This window comes from Nannocystis sp. (assembly GCF_016714285.1).
Classification (GTDB): domain Bacteria; phylum Myxococcota_A; class Polyangia; order Nannocystales; family Nannocystaceae; genus Nannocystis.
Genome location: NZ_JADJNN010000006.1, coordinates 134049 through 150660 on the forward strand (window position 1 = coordinate 134049; position 16612 = coordinate 150660).

Here is a 16612-nt window from a genome sequence, read left to right on the forward strand (position 1 = left end):
GATTGTCACCTCCCACTACATGCAAAGTTGCCCGACGCAATTGCCACCAAAACAGTCACCATCGAAAATACACGCCTGCTGCGGAGCACAACCGAAGCAGATCCCCCCGCAGTCGAGATCCGTCTCGCCAGGATCTTGGGCCTGGTTGAAGCACGAAGCCGGCCCATCGCACACCACGTCGTCCACGCAGACCGTGTAGCAGTCGGCGTTCGACGTGCAGCTGCTCCCCGGCTTGCAGGTCTTACCACACTCCCCCCCGCAGTCGAGCTCCGCCTCGAGCCCAGGGTCGAACATACCATTCGCGCAGTGCGGGTGCAGCTGACAGGTGTTGTTGAAGCAGTCCCCCTCCGCGCAGTCGCCCTTGCCACTGCACGGGAAGCCGAGCCCGCAGGTCGGCCCGCACAAGAGCCCGCAATCGAGGTACTCTTCGGTGTCGGGGTTATACATGCCGTCGGTGCAGGAGGCCGGCACGCACACACCGACCGCGTGGCAGATCTGCGACATACAGTCCCCGGGCCCCCCGCACTTCAGCAAGTCATCACATTGCGGGCAGCTCCCGCCGCAGTCCGCGTCGCTCTCGGTGCCGTTCATCACCCCGTCGCTGCAGGTCGGCACGCCCGTGCTGCTCCCCGTGCTGCCGCCCGTGTCACCGCTCGTCGTCGGCTCGCCGGTGCCGGTCGCGGACACGCCCCCGGTGCTGGTGTCAGCGACCGCCGTCGTCGTCGCGGTATCACCGGTGCCAGTGCCAGTGCCGGTGCCGGTGGCAGCGTCCGTGCCAGCGCCAGTGCCAGTCCCAGCGCCAGTGCTGCTGCTCCCGCCGCCGCTGCCGGTCGTCGGCGCCACGCAGCCCGCCCCACCCTGCTTCCCGTGGAGCCCGTCGTCCACGCAGGGCGGCGCGCACGCGATCACCAGCGGCGAGCACACCGCGACCACCAGCCACGACCACACACCACCAACCATGACCGCGAGTGTACAGCGCCCCGCCCCCTCGCCCGCAACGCTCGAATCCAGCCTCCATACATACGATCGGGCCGCGCAGAATCACCACCTGGACGCCCCGCCGCGCGCTCGCGCAGCGCCTCGCGGTCGCCACCTGTCCCACGAGACAGCCAACTGGCACACTCGCCGCGTGACCCGCGACCCCGGCCCCGACCCCGTCGCCACCCTCGCCTGGCTCGCCGACCTGTTCGCGCGCCACGGCGTCCCCTGGCGCGTCACCGGGGGCCTCGCCGCCCGCTGCCACGGTGCCAACCGCCCGCTCGCCGACATCGACATCGACGTCCCCGACGACGCCCTCGTCGCGCTCCAGCCCGCCCTCGCCGGCTTCGTCGTCGACCCGCCGTACCGCCACCGCAGCGCCACCTGGGACCTCCTGCTGTGCACCCTCGACCACCACGGCCAGCTGGTCGACCTCGGCGGCGGCTCGAGCTGCCGCATCTTCGACCACGCCCGCGGCGAGTGGCGCGACGACCTGTTCGCCGCGCACGAGGTCGTGCACCGCGAGCTCCTCGGCCGCGTCGTCCCGGTCATCCCCCGCGCCGCCCTGCTCGCCTACAAGCGCGCCCTGGGCCGCGACGTCGACCGCCTCGACGTCGCCATGATCGAGGCCTGCGACCACCCCGAGCGATCGAGCGAGCGCCCCGAACCGGCGTTGCCTCCGAGCAGCGATTGAGCCGCGCCTGCCAGGGACCGCTGGACTGATCTCGCGACTCGGAGCTCAGCCGCTGGTCCGCACGCAGCGGGCCAGCAGCGGCGAGTCCACGCTCGCCGCGTCCGCCTGCCACGGCGCGTCCTGGGGAACCGGCCCCGCCTGCCCGTCCGCGGGTACCTGCGCGACCGCCCCGTCCTCGCCCCAGAACGGCCCCGGTCCGCGGAAGCTCGGCGCCAGCTCCCCGAGCTCGGCGCGCAGCGGCAGGCGCCAGCCCGTGAGTGGAGGGTTGGCGCCGTCGGGCACCTGCAGCGCCGCGCAGAAGCGCCGCGCCTCCGCCTGCGTGACCGCCTCCGCCACCCCGCCGAAGATCTGCAGGTCGCCCTGCACGCGGTACAGCGGCACCGTCGCCGCCGGGCTCGGCACCGTCAGCGGCACGTCCCCCGGCCCCAGATCGGCGACGCAGCGAAACCCGAGCTTGGGGCTCACGCCCGCGATCACCCAGCCCTCGAGCTCGGCCCCCGGGAAGTGCGGCGGCAGCAGGTCCCGCGCCGCCGCCCGCTCGCCCGCGCTGAAGTGCTTGAGCACGTGCCGCGGCGGCAGCTCGACCGGCGCCGGGCAGTCGGACTGCTCGCCGCAGGCCGCCTTGCGCTCGAACTCCCGCCGGGCCACCTGCAGCGGCCCCTCCGGGTCGCGAAACTCGCCGCTGAGGAACGGCCGCAGCCCCGCGTCCGCGTCATACAGATCGGCGACCCACTCGGTCACGTTGCTGCCGAGCCCGAGGATGCCGAAGTAGCTGCTGTCCTCGCGGACATGTCCCGCGGGATAGATCGCGTTCGGGATCTGATCCTCGATCGCGTTGCCCCACGGGTACATCCGCGCGTCGACCCCGCGGGCCGCGTACTCCCACTCCGCCTCGCTCGGCAGGCGCCCGCCCGCCTGCGCGCAGTAGCTCGCCGCCTGCGCCTGCGTCACGCAGCCCTGCGGCAGCTGCTCGGCGATGTCCGCCGCAACCTCGGCGCCCGGGTCGACCTGTCCCGCAGGACAGACCGCCGGCGTGCACGCCCCTGTCGCCACGCAGCCCGCGTAGGCCTTGCGCGTGACCTCGTGCAGGTCGATCCAGAAGCTCGCCAGCTTCACGTGACGCGGCGGCTGACCCGACCACCGGACCACCGGCGTCTCGCGCGGGGCGACCCCGCCGTAGTCCCCGGGCAGCGCCCCCATCACGAACTCACCGCCCGGGATCTGCACCTGCTGCACCGTCGGCAGCTCGCGCAGCGCGAGCACCACGCACTGGCCCTGCGGGTCGCGCCCGCGACCGCGGCCGCACTCCTCCTTGGCCGGCTGCTGCTTCTTCTTCGCGTCCTCGACCGCCGGCTGGTCGGTGATCTTCGGCAGCTTGTCGACCGGCGTCGCGGGCCCGAGCGCCACGAAGGGCGGGGCCGGTTGATCGAGGTGGTCGTACGCGCCGCTGCTGCGCTCGCAGGCCGCGAGCACGAGCAGGGCGCAGACGGAGGTCATGGTTCGTTGTGCGGTCATCGGATCACTCGAGCTCGAAGCGCTGCAGGTGGGACTTTGCCATGGGCGGGGTCAGCAGCGACAGCGCCAGCATCGCGGCCAGGTTGACCGCGAGCCCGAGCACCCCGATCTGCAGGTCTTGTGGGTTGATCGCCGCGTACAGCCCCGGCGCCAGCTTGCTCGCGGCGAACAGCGCGATCACGCACCCGAGCCCGAGCCCGAGCCCCACCTCGGCCGCGACCCGGTTGGCCCGCCGCCAGTACAGCCCCAGCAGCGTGATCGGCAGGAACTGCACCGGCACCGCGTAGGCCAGCAGCAGCAGGTCGACCAGCGACCAGCTGCCCGCCAGGCTCGTCATCCACAGCCCCAGCACCCCCAGCACCACGACCGTCGCCCGCAGCGTCCAGGTCTGGGCCCGCTCGCTGAGCTGCACCCCCGCCCCCTTCATCACCACGTCGCGCACGAAGATCGACGAGCCCCCGTGCAGCAGCGCGTCGCCGGTCGACATCGACGCCGCCAGCACCGCCAGGCTGAAGCACGCCGCCATCAGCTCCCCGTTCGCCAGCTGCGGGTGACTCACCAGCCACAGCAGCACCCGCTCGTCGCGCGGCGCCCCCGGCAGCAGCAGCGCCGCGTAGCCGAGGAAGAACAGCGGCACCAGGAACAGCAGGAAGGTCGGATAGACCACCGCGCTGTGCTGCACCAGCCGCGCGCTGCGGGCCGTGAAGCACTTCATGAACACCTGCGGCCACATCGTGAACCCGAGGATCGACAGCAGCACCTCGGCGCTCCACTGCCCGTCGCTGGTCCCCGGCGCCGGCCCGGGCAGCGTCAAGTACTCGGGCCGCTCCGCGACCACCCGGTCGAACATCGCCGACACCCCGCCGAACAGCTGCTCCGGGATCGCCAGCCCCAGCCACCACACCACCACCAGCATCACGACGCCCTGCAGCACGTTGGTCCAGCCGACCCCCCGCATCCCGCCGAACATCACGTACAGCGTGACCACCGCGTAGACCAGCGCCGCCCCGGCGATCGGGTGCCACCCGAGCACCTGCTGCATCACCACTCCCGCGCCCTTGAACTGGATCACGATGTACGGCACGCACGCCAGCAGCGACGCCAGGCCCATGATCGCCGTCAGCCGCCGACTCGCGAAGCGGGCCCCGAGGAACTCCGCCTGGGTCACCAGCCCCTCGCGCGCGCCGATCCGCCGCACCTTCGCCCCGAAGAAGAAGATCGGCACGAAGGCCACCGCCCCGTAGGCCAGCGCGTAGAAGGCGTCCGATCCCTTCGCCATCACCCGCTGCGGCGTGCCCAGCAGCGCGTACGCGCTGAACACCATCGCGCCCATCACAAAATACATCAGCACCGGCCCAAACGACCGCTCGCCGGTGATGAAGTCGTCGCTGCCCCCGCTCCCGCGCCGCCCGGCCCAGATCCCCAGCACCAGCGCGAACGCCAGGTATCCGAACACCAGCGCGCTCGCCATGCTCACAAGTCCTCGCCCGCGTCGACCACCCGCGCCGCGTACAGCCCGCTCAGCGCGACCCCGTTGACCACGATGATCAGCAGCACATACACCAGCGACCACGGCAGCCCGAGCACCCGCGGCTCGATCGTGTCCCCGAGCCACGGATACAGCGGCCAGACCAGCAGCGCCGTCGTGGCGACGAAGAACAGCGGCGCCATCCGGGCGATCGTTCGCTTCACGGCCCCGTCATACCCCAGCCGCGGAGCCTTCCCAAGTCCCCGACCCTGCGCGAGACTTCGCCGGCATGCCAGCCCCCCGCAGCTCCCAGGTCGCCGTCGGCGAGGCCGCCCCCGACTTCACTCTTCGCGACCAGCGCGGCCAGCAGGTCACCCTCAGCGAGCTGCTGCGCGAGCGCTGCGTCGTCCTCTACTTCTACCCCAAGGACGACACCCCCGGCTGCACCGCCGAGGCCTGCAGCTTCCGCGACCAGTACGAGGTCCTGAAGTCCGCCGGGGCCGAGGTCGTCGGCGTCAGCTCCGACGGCGTGCACGCGCACGAGGCCTTCGTCGCCAAGTACGCGCTGCCCTTCGTGCTCCTCAGCGACCCCGGCGGCGACGTGCGCGGCAGCTACGGCATCAAGCGCAGCCTCGGCCTCATCGACGGCCGCGTCACCTTCGTCATCGATCGCCAGGGCATCGTGCGTCACGCCTTCTCGTCGCAGCTGCGGCCGAAGAAGCACGTCGACGAGGCCCTGCGGATCCTGGCATCGATCCAGCGCTGACTGCATCGGACGGACGTCCGTCCTCTGGACGTCCGCGCAAGAACCGCTGGACGCTGCGGTCACCACAATGCCGCCAGCGAGAAAATCACGTGCACTCGCGGTGGCACCGCCACGCAAGCCGGACCATGGTTGACGCGCTGCGAACGTTGCCGACGCGGCGGGCCATGGGGTCCGTGGAGCGGGTGGGGCCCATCAGGGTCATTGGGTTCGCGCAGGGAGCCACAATGAGTCTACTTGCCAACATGGAACATCTCGCCTCCGCCAGCGGTGTCGTCGCCGTCACCATCGACTCACCGCAACATCCCCGGGCCTTCCGCGGCGCCGAGGCCTGGTCACCGGTCCTCGAGGCCTCGCTCGACCTGTTCACCCGGACCGACGAGGACACGATCCGCCTCGTCATCGGTCAGCACACGATCATCGTCCAGAAGGAGCACGGCCAGACGGTCGCGGTCGTCCTGCCCACCGGGCACGCGATCGCCAAGTCGCTGCGGCGAATGATCCGCCGCCTCTCCAAGAAGGACCGCGGCCCCGTCCAGCCCCCGCGCAGCTCGGTCATCAGCGCTGGCACCACCACAGGCACCGGCTCCAGCACGGGCGAGAGCCCGAACGCAGCCCCGATCGCCGCCGCCGCTGGCAGCTCGCAGCGCTACGTGGCGGCCTGATCAGCGCTCGCTCACGGGTCGCCACACCACGCGGTAGTTGCGCACGCCGCAGCTGCCGCGTCCGCGTGTCCGAGGCGACGCGTGCTGCCACGCCGCGGCGAGGCCCAAGGACTCGGTTACAATCCCGCCCCGTGCGCCTCCCTGCCCGCCCGCCGGAGCTGGCCCCGTCCGGAGCGTCTCGCCGCTGGGACCTTCGCAGGGCCCTTCGCCACGCGGTCCCTGCCTGCGAGCTCTGGGCGTTCGCCCTGAGCGCTGCGCTCACCACAGCGACCGCCTGCGACGACGGCGACGCTGCCCCGCCGCTCGAGGTCAAGGCCGAGGGTCCCGCGCCCCGCCGCGCCCGCGATGACGACCCCACGCGCCGCCCCGAGGACACCGTCCCCGGCGACGCGATGACCTTCCATTTTATCGACATCGGCCAGGGCGACGCGACCCTGATCGAGTTCCCCTGCGGCGCCGTGCTCATCGACACCGGCGGCGAACAAAACGACCTGTTCGACAGCAACAAGGCCCTGCTCGCCTACCTCGACGGCTTCTTCGCCCGCCGCAAGGACCTCGCCAGCACCCTCGACCTGCTGCTCATCACCCACCCGCACATCGATCACAACCGGGCCGCGCTGGCCGTGCTCGAGCGCTACCGCGTGCGCGGCGTGATCGACAACGGCGCCGACGCCCCGCACAGCCACCACGACGGCACCCCGGACCCCGGCGCGACCCAGCAGATGGCCGTGCACGCGTGGCTCCGCGACCACCCGCGCGATCCCCCGATCGCCTACCTCGGCGTCGGCGCCCGCGACGTCCCACCCGAGGGCCTCACGAACCCCATCATCGACCCCGTCGCCGCCTGCGCAGCCTCGGCCGTCGACCCGAAGATCACCCTGCTGTGGGGCACCGTCAGCGAGGACCTGCGCACCTACGGCGAGAACCCCAACAACCACAGCGTCGTCGCCCGCGTCGAGTTCGGCAAGACCTCCGCCCTGTTCACCGGCGACCTCGAGCTCATCGGCCTCTCGCGCCTCGCCACCCGCTACGAGGCCCACCCCGAGCTGCTCGACGTCGACATCTATCAGGTCGGCCACCACGGCAGCAAGAACGCCACGATCCACTACCAGATGCAGCTGATGAGCCCGCGCGTCGCCGTGATCTCGATGGGCCCCTACGAGCGCGACATCCCGTGGACCGCCCGCAAGTACGGCCACCCCAACATCATCGCCCTCGAGCACCTCGCCCACCCGCACTACGGCGTCCGCGGCCGCCGCACCCCGCTCGCCGCCTGGATCGGCCTCAAGGGCGCGTGGAAGGACGAGAAGAAGGAAGTGTTCGAGCGCCGCACCATCGAGCAGGCGATCTACGCCACCGGCTGGGACGGCACTGTCACGATCACCGGCAACGCCAACGGCTGGCTCGACATCCAGACCGCCGGCCGCTGACCACCCGCTCACCCCGCGCACATCTCCGGCAGCCGCCGCAGCTGCGCCGCCTCGGCCAGATGCAGCTCCCCGACCGCCGCCTGCGGATCTTCCCCCGCAAGGTCCGCGATCGTCCGTGCGACCCTCCGCAGCCGGTGCAGCGCCCGCGGACTCAAAGCCCGCGCCTTGCCCAGCGCCAGCAGCAGCCGCTCCGCCGTCGGCGTCAACGGGCACAGCGCCTCGATCAGCCCGTCGCTCGCCGGCACGTCCGCGTTGCTGCGCCACGGCGTGCCCGCGAAGCGCCGCCGCGCCGTCGCCCGCGCCCGCGCCACCCGCTCGCGGATCACCGCGCTGCGCTCCCCCGGCTGCCGCTGCGCCAGCTCCTCCGCGCTGCTCGGCAGCACCGGCACCACCAGATCGATGCGATCCAGCAGCGGCCCCGACAGCCGCTGCTGATAGCGCTGCACCGCCGTCGCCGGGTCGACGCAGCTGCGCTCCGGATGCCCGAGATAACCACAGGGACACGGGTTCATCGCCGCCATCAATTGAAAGTTCGCTGGCAACCGCAGCGCCCCGCGGGCCCGCACGATATGCACAGACTTGTCCTCCAGCGGCTCGCGCAGCCCCTCGAGGCAGGCCCGCGGGAACTCGGGCAGCTCGTCCAGGAACAGCAGCCCGCGGTGCGCCAGGCTGACCTCCCCCGGCCGCACCGGCGCCCCGCCGCCGAGCAGCCCGGCGACGCTGACCGTGTGATGCGGCGCCCGCAACGGCGCCTGCTCGAGCAGCCCGCCCGCGATCGGCCGCCCGAGCAGCCCGTGCACCTTGGTGACCTCGAGCGCCGCCTCGCGGTCGAGCCGCGGGAACAGCCCGATCGCCCGCCGCGCGAGCATCGTCTTGCCCGCCCCCGGCGACCCGTGCAGCAGCAAGTTGTGCCCGCCCGCGACCATCACCTCGAGCGCCCGCCTCGCCAGCAAGAGCCCGCGGATGTCGCCCATGTCGCCCTCGCCCGCCGGCACGCCGCTGAGCTCGCGCTCCTCGCGTTCGTGCCCCGTCAGCTCCGCCTCCCCGCGCAGGTGCGCGACCAGCTGCGGCAACGAGTCCAGCGCATACACGATGAGCCCCGGGATCAACGCCGCCTCGTCCGCGCTGACCCGCGGGACCGCCAGCGCCACAAATCCACCCCGCCGCGCGCAGTCGGCCACCACCAGCGTGCCCGCGGCCGGGCGCAGCGTCCCGTCGAGCGCCAGCTCGCCCCACAACATCAACCCCTCGAGCCGCTGCCACGGCAGCACCTCGTGGCTCGCGAGCAGCGCGCAGGCCACCGCGAGATCGATCCCCGGGCTGTCCTTGCGCTCGTCCGCCGGCGCCAGATTCACGACCTGCTTGCGCGGGTGGATCTTGTGACCGCAGTGGCCGATCGCGCTGCGCACCCGCTCACGCGCCTCGGTCAGCGCCCCGCTCGCGCGCCCCACGATCGTCAACCCCGGGAGCCCGAGCCCGACATCAGCCTCGACCGTCACCACGGTCGCCTCGACACCCGCGATGCACGCCGCATAAGTCCTGGTCAGCACACGCGGCTCTCTTCAAGCCGTGTGCACAAACCCCACCACCAATTTTCAATCACTTACACGGACGACCTGGCCCGCCCGCTGGCCAGCGTCCCGCCCGCTGGCCACGGGCGGACACCGGAGGCGACCCTTATCGACCGCCGAACACCTTCTGCAGCTTCATGGCGGTGCCCATGTCGCCCTCGATCTTGATCTTGCCGGTCATGAAGGCCGTCATCGGATCGAGGGTGCGCGCCATGAGCTTGCCGAAGTTCTCGAGCGAGAGCTTGACCGTGCAGTCGGCCGGGAGGTCCTGGTTGTGGACGCTGTTCGGCGTGCTCTTGCCGTCGATGTAGAGGGCCTCGCCCTCGGTGAAGGCGAACTTGATCGTGGCCTTGAGGCCGGAATCCTCGCCGACCTGCGCGCGCACCTGCTCCGTGTATTGCTCGAGGCTCATGTCGCTGTTCCTTTCCCCGCGGACGGGTCTCGCCCTGCCTACCACAGCGCGCCGCAGCAGGGCGACCCGCGTAAACCCCCGGCGCGCACCGCCAAACCCCGGCGGAGCATGTGAGCCAGCGCGGGCCCCCGGTCAGGTCGCCCGCGAACGACGGCCCCCGCCACCCCTCCCACCACGCTTTACCGGCCCGCGCCGACGCGTAAGATGCACCGCCATGGCCGCCTACCGCACCGTCTTCCGCGAGGGCCTGTTCTCCGGCCGCACCATCGTCGTCACCGGCGGCGGCTCGGGCATCGGCCGCTGCACCGCCCACGAGCTCGCGGCCCTCGGCGCCCACGTCGTCCTGCTCGGCCGCAAGCCTGAGCGCCTGCTCGCCGTCGCCGCCGAGATCGCCAGCGACATCGACAGCACCGCCGTCAGCTGGCACGCCTGCGATATCCGCGACGAGGCCGCGGTCCAGGCCACGATCACCGCCATCGTCGCCGCCCGCGGCCTCATCCACGGCCTCGTCAACAACGCCGGCGGCCAGTTCCCCGCCCCGCTCATGGCGATCTCGCAGAAGGGCTTCGAGACCGTCGTGCGCACCAACCTGGTCGGCGGCTTCCTGGTCGCCCGCGAGGTCTACACCCAGACGATGTCCGCCCGCGGCGGCGCGATCGTCAACATCGTCGCCGACATGTGGCGCAGCATGCCGGGCATGGGCCACTCCGGGGCCGCCCGCGCCGGCATGGTCAACTTCACCCAGACCGCCGCCGTCGAGTGGGGCAGCTCCGGCGTCCGCGTCAACGCCGTCGCCCCGGGATGGATCGCCTCGAGCGGCCTCGATCACTACGAGGGCGCCGCCAAGGCGATGATCCCCCGCCTGCGCGCCGCCGTCCCGCTCGGCCGCCTCGGCACCGAGTCCGAGTGCAGCGCCGCGATCTGCTTCCTCCTCTCCGAGGCCGCCGCCTTCATCAGCGGCACCACCCTCCGGGTCGACGGCGCCGCCCCCAACGCCGGCCTCCTGTGGCCGATCGAGGCCCACGACAACGCCCCCGCCTACGACGGCTTCCACCGCGCCTCCCTCCCCGAGGTCCTGCGCTGACGCCCCCGCCAAGGCCCGCCATGCCCGTCCTCGCCACCAAAGTCGACCCCAGCTCCGACACCTTCAAGGCCAACCGCGAGGCCCAGCTCGCCCTCATCGCCGAGTTTCGCGCCGCCGAACAGCGCGTGCGCGACAACTCGAACCGCCAGGCCGAGAAGTTCGCCAAGCGCGGCCAGCTGCTCCCCCGCGACCGCGTCAACCGCCTGCTCGACCGCGGCGCCCCCTTCCTCGAGCTCGCCACCCTCGCCGGCTACAAGATGCACGACGACGACGGCCGGGCCGACGCCGCCGGCGGCGGCAACATCAGCGGCGTCGGCTTCGTCGCCGGCGTGCGCTGCCTGGTCGGGTGCAGCGACAGCGCCATCAAGGGCGGCGCGATCGCCCCGATGGGCCTCCGCAAGTCCCTGCGCGCCCAGGAGATCGCGCTGCAGAACCGCCTCCCACTGATCACCCTGGTCGAGAGCGCCGGCGCCAACCTCCTCTACCAGTCCGAGATCTTCGTCGACGGCGGCCGCGTGTTCGCCAACATGGCCCGCCTCTCCGCCGCCGGCCTGCCGCAGATCACCGTCGTCCACGGCTCGTCCACCGCCGGCGGCGCCTACCTCCCGGGCCTCTCCGACTACGTGATCGCCGTGCGCAACCAGGCCAAGGTCTTCCTCGCCGGCCCGCCCCTGGTCAAGGCCGCGATCGGCGAGGACGCCGACGACGAGCAGCTCGGCGGCGCCGAGCTCCACGCCACCGTCACCGGCACCGCCGAGTACCTCGCCGAGAACGACGCCCACGCGATCCACCTCGCCCGCCAGGTCATGCACCAACTCGGCCGCGCGCCGTTCAACAACCTCCACAGCGAGCCCCCGCGCCCGCACGCCCCGCCGCGCCACGACATCGACGAGCTGCTCGGCATCGTCCCTCCCGACTTCAAAAAGCAATACGACTGCCGCGAGGTCATCGCCCGCCTCATCGACGACTCCGACTTCCTCGAGTTCAAGCAGCTCTACGGCAGCGCCACCGTCTGCGGCCACGCCGCGATCGAGGGCCACGCCTGCGCCTTCATCGCCAACAACGGCCCGATCAACCCCGACGGCGCCACCAAGGCCGCCCAGTTCATCCAGCTGTGCTCGCAGAGCGGCACCCCGATCGTCTACCTGCAGAACACCACCGGCTACATGGTCGGCACCGCGGCCGAGCGCGCCGGCATGGTCAAGCACGGCTCCAAGATGATCCAGGCGGTCGCCAACGCCACCGTCCCGCAGATCACCCTGATCATCGGCGGCAGCTTCGGCGCCGGCAACTACGGCATGTGCGGCCGCAGCTACGACCCCCGCTTCGTGTTCGCCTGGCCCGGCTCGCGGATCGCCGTCATGGGCGGCGAACAGGCCGCCAAGGTCATGGAGATCATCACCCTCGCCAAGTTCGCCCGCATGGGCCTGCAGGGCGACGCCGAGGCGATCGCCACCATGGGCAAGTCGATCAAGGACAAGCTCGACGCCGAGTCCACCGCCCTCTACGCGACCGCACGCCTGTGGGACGACGGCATCATCGACCCCCGCGACAGCCGCCGCGTCCTCGCCCTCGCCCTCGCCACCTGCCGCGACGCCGAGCTCCGCCGCCTCCGCCCCAACACCTTCGGCGTCGCCCGCATGTAACCCCAGGAAAGCAGACCGACCATGCTGTTCACCGACGAGCACGAGCTTGTGCGCAAGAGCCTGCGCAGCTTCTTCGAGCGGGAGATCGTCCCCCACTGCGACGCCTGGGAGGAGGAGCGCATCTTCCCCGCCCACGAGGTGTTCAAGAAGATGGGCAACGAGGGCTTCCTCGGCCTCACCAAGCCCGAGGAGTTCGGCGGCGCCGGCCTCGACTACTCCTACGCGATCGTGCTCGCCGAGGAGCTCGGCCGCCTGCCGAGCGGCGGCATCTCGATGGCGATCGGCGTGCAGACCGACATGTGCACCCCGGCCCTCGCCCGCTTCGGCTCCGACGAGCTGCGCAAGGAGTGGCTCGCCCCCTCCATCGCCGGCGACCTCGTCGGCTGCATCGGCGTCAGCGAGGTCGGGGCCGGCTCCGACGTCGCCAGCCTCAAGACCACCGCCCGCAAGGACGGCGACGACTACATCATCAACGGCGGCAAGATGTGGATCACCAACGGCATCCAGGCCGACTGGATGTGCTGCCTCGTCAACACGAGCGACGACAAGGCCCACAAGAACAAGTCCCTCGTCATCATCCCGCTGGCCAGCAAGGGCGTCGAGCGGGCCCGCAAGCTGCACAAGCTCGGCATGTGGGCCTCCGACACCGCCCAGATCTTCTTCGACGAGGTCCGCGTCCCGCAGCGCTACCGCATCGGCGCCGAGGGCATGGGCTTCATGCTGCAGATGCTGCAGTTCCAGGAGGAGCGCATGTGGGGCGCCACCAACTCGGTCTCCGCCATGGACATGGCCGTCGCCGCCACCATCGAGTACACCCGCGACCGCAAGGCCTTCGGCAAGTCGATCCTCGACAACCAGGTCGTCCACTTTCGCATGGCCGAGCTCGCCACCGAGATCGAGGCCCTGCGCGCCCTCAACTACCGCGCCGCCGAGCTGTTCCTCGCCGGCCAGGACGTCACCCGCCTGGCCTCGATGTGCAAGCTCAAGGCCGGCCGCCTGCTCCGCGAGGTCGCGGACTCCTGCCTGCAATACTGGGGCGGCATGGGCTACATGTGGGAATCCAAGATCTCCCGCATGTTCCGCGACGCCCGCCTCTGCTCGATCGGCGGCGGCGCCGACGAGATCATGCTCTCCATCATCTGCAAGCTCGACGGCACCCTCCCCGGCAAGTCCTAAGCTGGCCCAAACGACAGGACCCTTCGGACATGTCCCCCGCGACCCTGCCTGACTGCACCACCCTGCTGCTGCGCCGCGACGGCTGGCGCCTGCACGTCACCCTGAACCGCCCCGACGCCCGCAACGCCATGTCCTTCGCCATGGTCCGCGAGCTCATGGCCGTGTTCGCCGCGATCGCCGACGACCGCTCGCTGCGCGCCGTCATCCTCCGCGGCGCCGGCGGCAGCTTCTGCAGCGGCGGCGACATCAAGGACATGGCCGCCGCACGTGGGGCCGAGCCCGGCCCCGACGGCAAGGACCCGCTCGCCACCAGCAACCGCCTGTTCGGCCGCATGCTCGAGCAGATCGAGGCCGCCCCCCAGGCCGTCGTCGCCGTCATCGAGGGCGCCGCCCTGGGCGGCGGCTTCGGCCTGTGCTGCGTCAGCGACGTCGCCATCGCCAGCGACGACGCCCGCTTCCGCCTGCCCGAGACCAGCCTCGGCGTCCCCCCGGCCCAGATCGCCCCCTTCATCGTCCGCCGCCTCGGCCTCACCCAGGCCCGCCGCCTCGCCGTCACCGGCGGCAGCCTCGACGCCGCCCAGGCCCTCGCCCTCGCCCTCGTCCACCACGTGTCCCCAAGGACAGGTCTCGACGACCTCCTCGCGCGCGTCCTGCAAGACATCGCCCGCTGCGCCCCCGGGGCCGTCGCCACCACCAAGCGCCTCGTCCTCGCCGCCGCGGGTGCCCACGGCGAAACCCTCTCCACCCTGCTCGACGCCGCCGCCGACGACTTCGCCGCCGCCGCCCGCGGCCCCGAGAGCGTCGAGGGCATGACCGCCTTCATCCAGAAGCGCAGCCCGCAGTGGGCCGAGCCCTGAAGCTCCGAGACATACGCACATGTCCACGTTTAGCACCATCCTGATCGCCAACCGCGGCGAGATCGCCTGCCGCATCATCCGCAGCGCCCACGCCCTCGGCTACCGCACCGTCGCCGTCTACAGCCAGGCCGACGCCGACGCGCCCCACGTCGGCCTCGCCGACCGCGCTGTCCTCATCGGCCCGCCGCCGGTGCGCGAGTCGTACCTGAACGTCGAGCGCCTGCTCGCCGCCGCCGCGGACGCCGGCGCCGACGCGGTCCACCCCGGCTACGGCTTCCTCTCCGAGAACGCCGAGTTCGCCCAGGCCTGCGCCGACGCCGGCCTCGTGTTCATTGGCCCGAGCCCCGCGGCGATCCACGCGATGGGCAACAAGGCCGCCGCCAAGCGCTCGATGATCGCCGCCGGCGTCCCCTGCATCCCTGGCTTTCAGGACAGCAGCGACGACGGCCAGTCCGACGATCGCCTCTACCTCGAGGCCCTCAAGATCGGCCTCCCCGTCCTGATCAAGGCCGCGGCCGGCGGCGGCGGTCGAGGCATGCGCAAGGTCAAGGCCGAGTCCGAGCTCGCCGCCGCGATCCGCTCGGCCCGCTCCGAGGCCAGCTCCGCGTTCGCCAGCGGCGAGCTGATCGTCGAGCGGGCGATCGTCGACGGCCGCCACGTCGAGATCCAGATCTTCGGCGACGCCCACGGCCACGTCATCCACCTCGGTGAACGCGACTGCTCGGTCCAGCGCCGCCACCAGAAGGTCGTCGAGGAGGCCCCCTCGCCCGCCGTCGACCCCGAGCTGCGCGCCCGCATGGGCGCCGCCGCCGTCGCCGCCGCCCGCAGCATCGACTACGTCGGCGCCGGCACCGTCGAGTTCATGCTCGACGCCAGCGGCGAGTTCTTCTTCCTCGAGATGAACACCCGCCTCCAGGTCGAACACCCCGTCACCGAATTCGTCACCGGCCTCGACCTGGTCGAGCTGCAGCTGCGCGTCGCCGCCGGCGAGCCGCTCCCGCTCACGCAGGAGCAGGTGACCATGCACGGCCACGCGATCGAGGTCCGCCTCTACGCCGAGGACCCCTACGCCGGCTACCTCCCGCAGTCCGGCCCCGTCCACGCCTGGCAGCCCGCCACCGGCGAGGGCGTGCGCGTCGACCACGGCCTGCGCGCCGGCCAACAAATCTCTCCGTACTACGACCCCATGGTCGCCAAGCTCATCGCCCACGGCCGCACCCGCGACGAGGCCCGCCGCCGCCTCATCCGCGCGCTCGAGCAGACCGTCCTGCTCGGCGTCGTCCACAACAAACAATTCCTCGCCGATGTGCTCGCCCACCCCGTGTTCGCCGCCGGCGGCGCGACCACCCGCTTCCTCGAGCAGGAGCTCCCCGAGCCGACCCGCCCCGAGCCCGACGCCCGCATGTGGGCCGTCGCCGCCGCCCTGTGGTGCTCGCTCGGCATGGTCCAGCCGCACGCCGCCTGGCGCAGCGCCGGCAAGGCCAGCTTCCCGCTCGAGCTGCGCGCCGGCGACACCCTCGCCCGCCTCAGCGTCGAGCTCCACACCGACGGCACCGTCAGCGTCGGCTTCGCCGGCGCGATCAAGGGCACCACGATCCTGTTCCCCCGCCACGCCCTCGCCGCCCAGATCCTCCACCGCGAGGGCAGCCGCGTCCGCGTCCGCGTCGACGGCGTCGAGGAGACGGCTCACGCCACCATCGCCGACGGCCGCCTCCACCTCGAGCTGCGCGGCGTCCTCCGCGAATTCGTCGAGCCCCGCCGCGCGGCGCCGAGGCCGAGTCCGATCGCGGCGGCGGCGACGGCAAGCTCCACGCCCCGACCTCCGGCCGCATCGTCGAGGTCAAGGTCGCCGTCGGCGACCGCGTCCGCCCCGGCCAGACCCTCGTCATCCTCGAGGCCATGAAGATCGAGAATGCCCTCGCGGTCGGCGTCTCCGGCACCGTCGCCGAGATCAAGGTCAGCGCCGGCGACCAGGTCCCGCAAGGCCGCCTCCTCCTCGCCGTCACCCCCGACGAGGGCCCGGACGCCGGCGGCGCCAAGAAGGCCATCGTCGCCTGAAAGTGTTAGCTTCGATCCATGACCCGCGACGCCCTCCTCGCCGAAGTCATGCGCCTCCCGATCGAGGAACGCCGCGCCCTCGCGCTCGAGGTCCTCGAGCACAGCGACGGCGAGGAAGCGATGCACCCCGACATCGAAGCCTCGCATCGCGCCGAGCTCGATCGCCGCCTCCAATTGATCGACGCCGGCCTGATGAAGTACAGTCCCTGGGACGAGGTCAGGGCCCGCTCTTCGGCCGCACGACTCCCCGCCTCCGGACTGTAGGTCGATCCAGGACCCGCGACCTCATCCTCGC

15 protein-coding genes and 1 pseudogene are annotated in these 16612 nt (G+C 71.8%); 10 read left to right on the top strand and 6 right to left on the bottom strand.

Annotated elements, in window-relative coordinates; genetic code table 11:
* Window positions 1-15: 15 nt before the first annotated feature.
* The gene (locus tag IPJ59_RS14755) at window positions 16-960 is read right to left on the bottom strand and encodes a hypothetical protein (RefSeq protein ID WP_293272207.1); all 945 of its coding nucleotides are present in this window, start codon (window positions 958-960) and stop codon (window positions 16-18) included.
* A gap of 169 nt (window positions 961-1129) precedes the next feature.
* On the opposite strand from IPJ59_RS14755, the gene IPJ59_RS14760 reads away from it, so the two are divergent.
* A complete protein-coding gene (locus IPJ59_RS14760) occupies window positions 1130-1672 on the top strand; it encodes a nucleotidyltransferase domain-containing protein (protein WP_293262578.1) in 543 nt (180 codons plus the stop codon).
* A gap of 45 nt (window positions 1673-1717) precedes the next feature.
* Here the strand turns inward: IPJ59_RS14760 and IPJ59_RS14765 are convergent, their stop codons facing one another.
* From IPJ59_RS14765 to IPJ59_RS14775, 3 genes are read right to left on the bottom strand one after another with little or no spacing between them, the layout of a single operon-like run.
* On the bottom strand, window positions 1718-3187 hold the full coding sequence (locus IPJ59_RS14765) for a formylglycine-generating enzyme family protein (protein ID WP_293262581.1): 1470 nt from the start codon (window positions 3185-3187) through the stop codon (window positions 1718-1720).
* A 4-nt stretch (window positions 3188-3191) separates the two neighbouring features.
* Window positions 3192-4658 carry a sodium:solute symporter family protein gene (locus IPJ59_RS14770; RefSeq protein ID WP_293262584.1) on the bottom strand — a complete coding sequence of 489 codons (1467 nt, stop codon included), beginning with the start codon at window positions 4656-4658 and terminating at the stop codon, window positions 3192-3194.
* A gap of 2 nt (window positions 4659-4660) precedes the next feature.
* Window positions 4661-4879 (bottom strand): hypothetical protein, encoded by a 219-nt coding sequence (locus tag IPJ59_RS14775; protein ID WP_293262587.1) that lies wholly within the window; start codon window positions 4877-4879, stop codon window positions 4661-4663.
* A 65-nt stretch (window positions 4880-4944) separates the two neighbouring features.
* Between IPJ59_RS14775 and IPJ59_RS14780 the strand changes: the two genes are divergently transcribed.
* The 3 genes from IPJ59_RS14780 to IPJ59_RS14790 all read left to right on the top strand — a co-directional run bounded on the left by IPJ59_RS14780 (window position 4945) and on the right by IPJ59_RS14790 (window position 7513).
* Window positions 4945-5421: a peroxiredoxin gene (locus IPJ59_RS14780; protein WP_293262590.1), complete on the top strand. Its 477-nt coding sequence runs from the start codon at window positions 4945-4947 to the stop codon at window positions 5419-5421.
* Window positions 5422-5663: 242 nt separating this feature from the next.
* Entirely contained in the window at window positions 5664-6083 is a 420-nt protein-coding gene (locus IPJ59_RS14785) for a hypothetical protein (RefSeq protein WP_293262592.1), read from the top strand.
* A gap of 131 nt (window positions 6084-6214) precedes the next feature.
* On the top strand, window positions 6215-7513 hold the full coding sequence (locus IPJ59_RS14790) for a ComEC/Rec2 family competence protein (RefSeq protein ID WP_293262595.1): 1299 nt from the start codon (window positions 6215-6217) through the stop codon (window positions 7511-7513).
* Window positions 7514-7521: 8 nt separating this feature from the next.
* On the opposite strand, the gene IPJ59_RS14795 is transcribed toward IPJ59_RS14790, so the two are convergent.
* Both IPJ59_RS14795 and IPJ59_RS14800 read right to left on the bottom strand, forming a co-directional pair.
* A complete protein-coding gene (locus tag IPJ59_RS14795; RefSeq protein ID WP_293262598.1) occupies window positions 7522-9063 on the bottom strand; it encodes a YifB family Mg chelatase-like AAA ATPase in 1542 nt (513 codons plus the stop codon).
* 127 nt (window positions 9064-9190) lie between these two features.
* Entirely contained in the window at window positions 9191-9496 is a 306-nt protein-coding gene (locus IPJ59_RS14800) for an SCP2 sterol-binding domain-containing protein (protein WP_293262601.1), read from the bottom strand.
* A gap of 214 nt (window positions 9497-9710) precedes the next feature.
* On the opposite strand from IPJ59_RS14800, the gene IPJ59_RS14805 reads away from it, so the two are divergent.
* From IPJ59_RS14805 to IPJ59_RS14835, 6 genes and pseudogenes are all read left to right on the top strand, one after another.
* A complete protein-coding gene (locus tag IPJ59_RS14805; RefSeq protein WP_293272208.1) occupies window positions 9711-10580 on the top strand; it encodes an SDR family oxidoreductase in 870 nt (289 codons plus the stop codon).
* Between the two features lie 20 nt (window positions 10581-10600).
* Window positions 10601-12226 (top strand): acyl-CoA carboxylase subunit beta, encoded by a 1626-nt coding sequence (locus IPJ59_RS14810; protein WP_293272209.1) that lies wholly within the window; start codon window positions 10601-10603, stop codon window positions 12224-12226.
* 21 nt (window positions 12227-12247) lie between these two features.
* The gene (locus IPJ59_RS14815; RefSeq protein WP_293272210.1) at window positions 12248-13402 is read left to right on the top strand and encodes an acyl-CoA dehydrogenase family protein; all 1155 of its coding nucleotides are present in this window, start codon (window positions 12248-12250) and stop codon (window positions 13400-13402) included.
* A 29-nt stretch (window positions 13403-13431) separates the two neighbouring features.
* The gene (locus IPJ59_RS14820) at window positions 13432-14259 is read left to right on the top strand and encodes an enoyl-CoA hydratase/isomerase family protein (RefSeq protein ID WP_293272211.1); all 828 of its coding nucleotides are present in this window, start codon (window positions 13432-13434) and stop codon (window positions 14257-14259) included.
* A 19-nt stretch (window positions 14260-14278) separates the two neighbouring features.
* A pseudogene (locus tag IPJ59_RS14825) lies at window positions 14279-16317 on the top strand (acetyl/propionyl/methylcrotonyl-CoA carboxylase subunit alpha).
* A gap of 18 nt (window positions 16318-16335) precedes the next feature.
* Window positions 16336-16581 carry an addiction module protein gene (locus IPJ59_RS14835; protein ID WP_293272213.1) on the top strand — a complete coding sequence of 82 codons (246 nt, stop codon included), beginning with the start codon at window positions 16336-16338 and terminating at the stop codon, window positions 16579-16581.
* Window positions 16582-16612: the final 31 nt, after the last annotated feature.

Bases quoted from the DNA above. Each gene is read 5' to 3' on its own strand.
- IPJ59_RS14765 (WP_293262581.1), bottom strand. From the start codon at position 3,187: ATGACCGCACAACGAACCATGACCTCCGTCTGCGCCCTGCTCGTGCTC.
- IPJ59_RS14810 (WP_293272209.1), top strand. From the start codon at position 10,601: ATGCCCGTCCTCGCCACCAAAGTCGACCCCAGCTCCGACACCTTCAAG.
- IPJ59_RS14835 (WP_293272213.1), top strand. From the start codon at position 16,336: ATGACCCGCGACGCCCTCCTCGCCGAAGTCATGCGCCTCCCGATCGAG.
- IPJ59_RS14770 (WP_293262584.1), bottom strand. From the start codon at position 4,658: ATGGCGAGCGCGCTGGTGTTCGGATACCTGGCGTTCGCGCTGGTGCTG.
- IPJ59_RS14805 (WP_293272208.1), top strand. From the start codon at position 9,711: ATGGCCGCCTACCGCACCGTCTTCCGCGAGGGCCTGTTCTCCGGCCGC.
- IPJ59_RS14755 (WP_293272207.1), bottom strand. From the start codon at position 960: ATGGTTGGTGGTGTGTGGTCGTGGCTGGTGGTCGCGGTGTGCTCGCCG.
- IPJ59_RS14820 (WP_293272211.1), top strand. From the start codon at position 13,432: ATGTCCCCCGCGACCCTGCCTGACTGCACCACCCTGCTGCTGCGCCGC.
- IPJ59_RS14800 (WP_293262601.1), bottom strand. From the start codon at position 9,496: ATGAGCCTCGAGCAATACACGGAGCAGGTGCGCGCGCAGGTCGGCGAG.
- IPJ59_RS14785 (WP_293262592.1), top strand. From the start codon at position 5,664: ATGGAACATCTCGCCTCCGCCAGCGGTGTCGTCGCCGTCACCATCGAC.
- IPJ59_RS14780 (WP_293262590.1), top strand. From the start codon at position 4,945: ATGCCAGCCCCCCGCAGCTCCCAGGTCGCCGTCGGCGAGGCCGCCCCC.
- IPJ59_RS14815 (WP_293272210.1), top strand. From the start codon at position 12,248: ATGCTGTTCACCGACGAGCACGAGCTTGTGCGCAAGAGCCTGCGCAGC.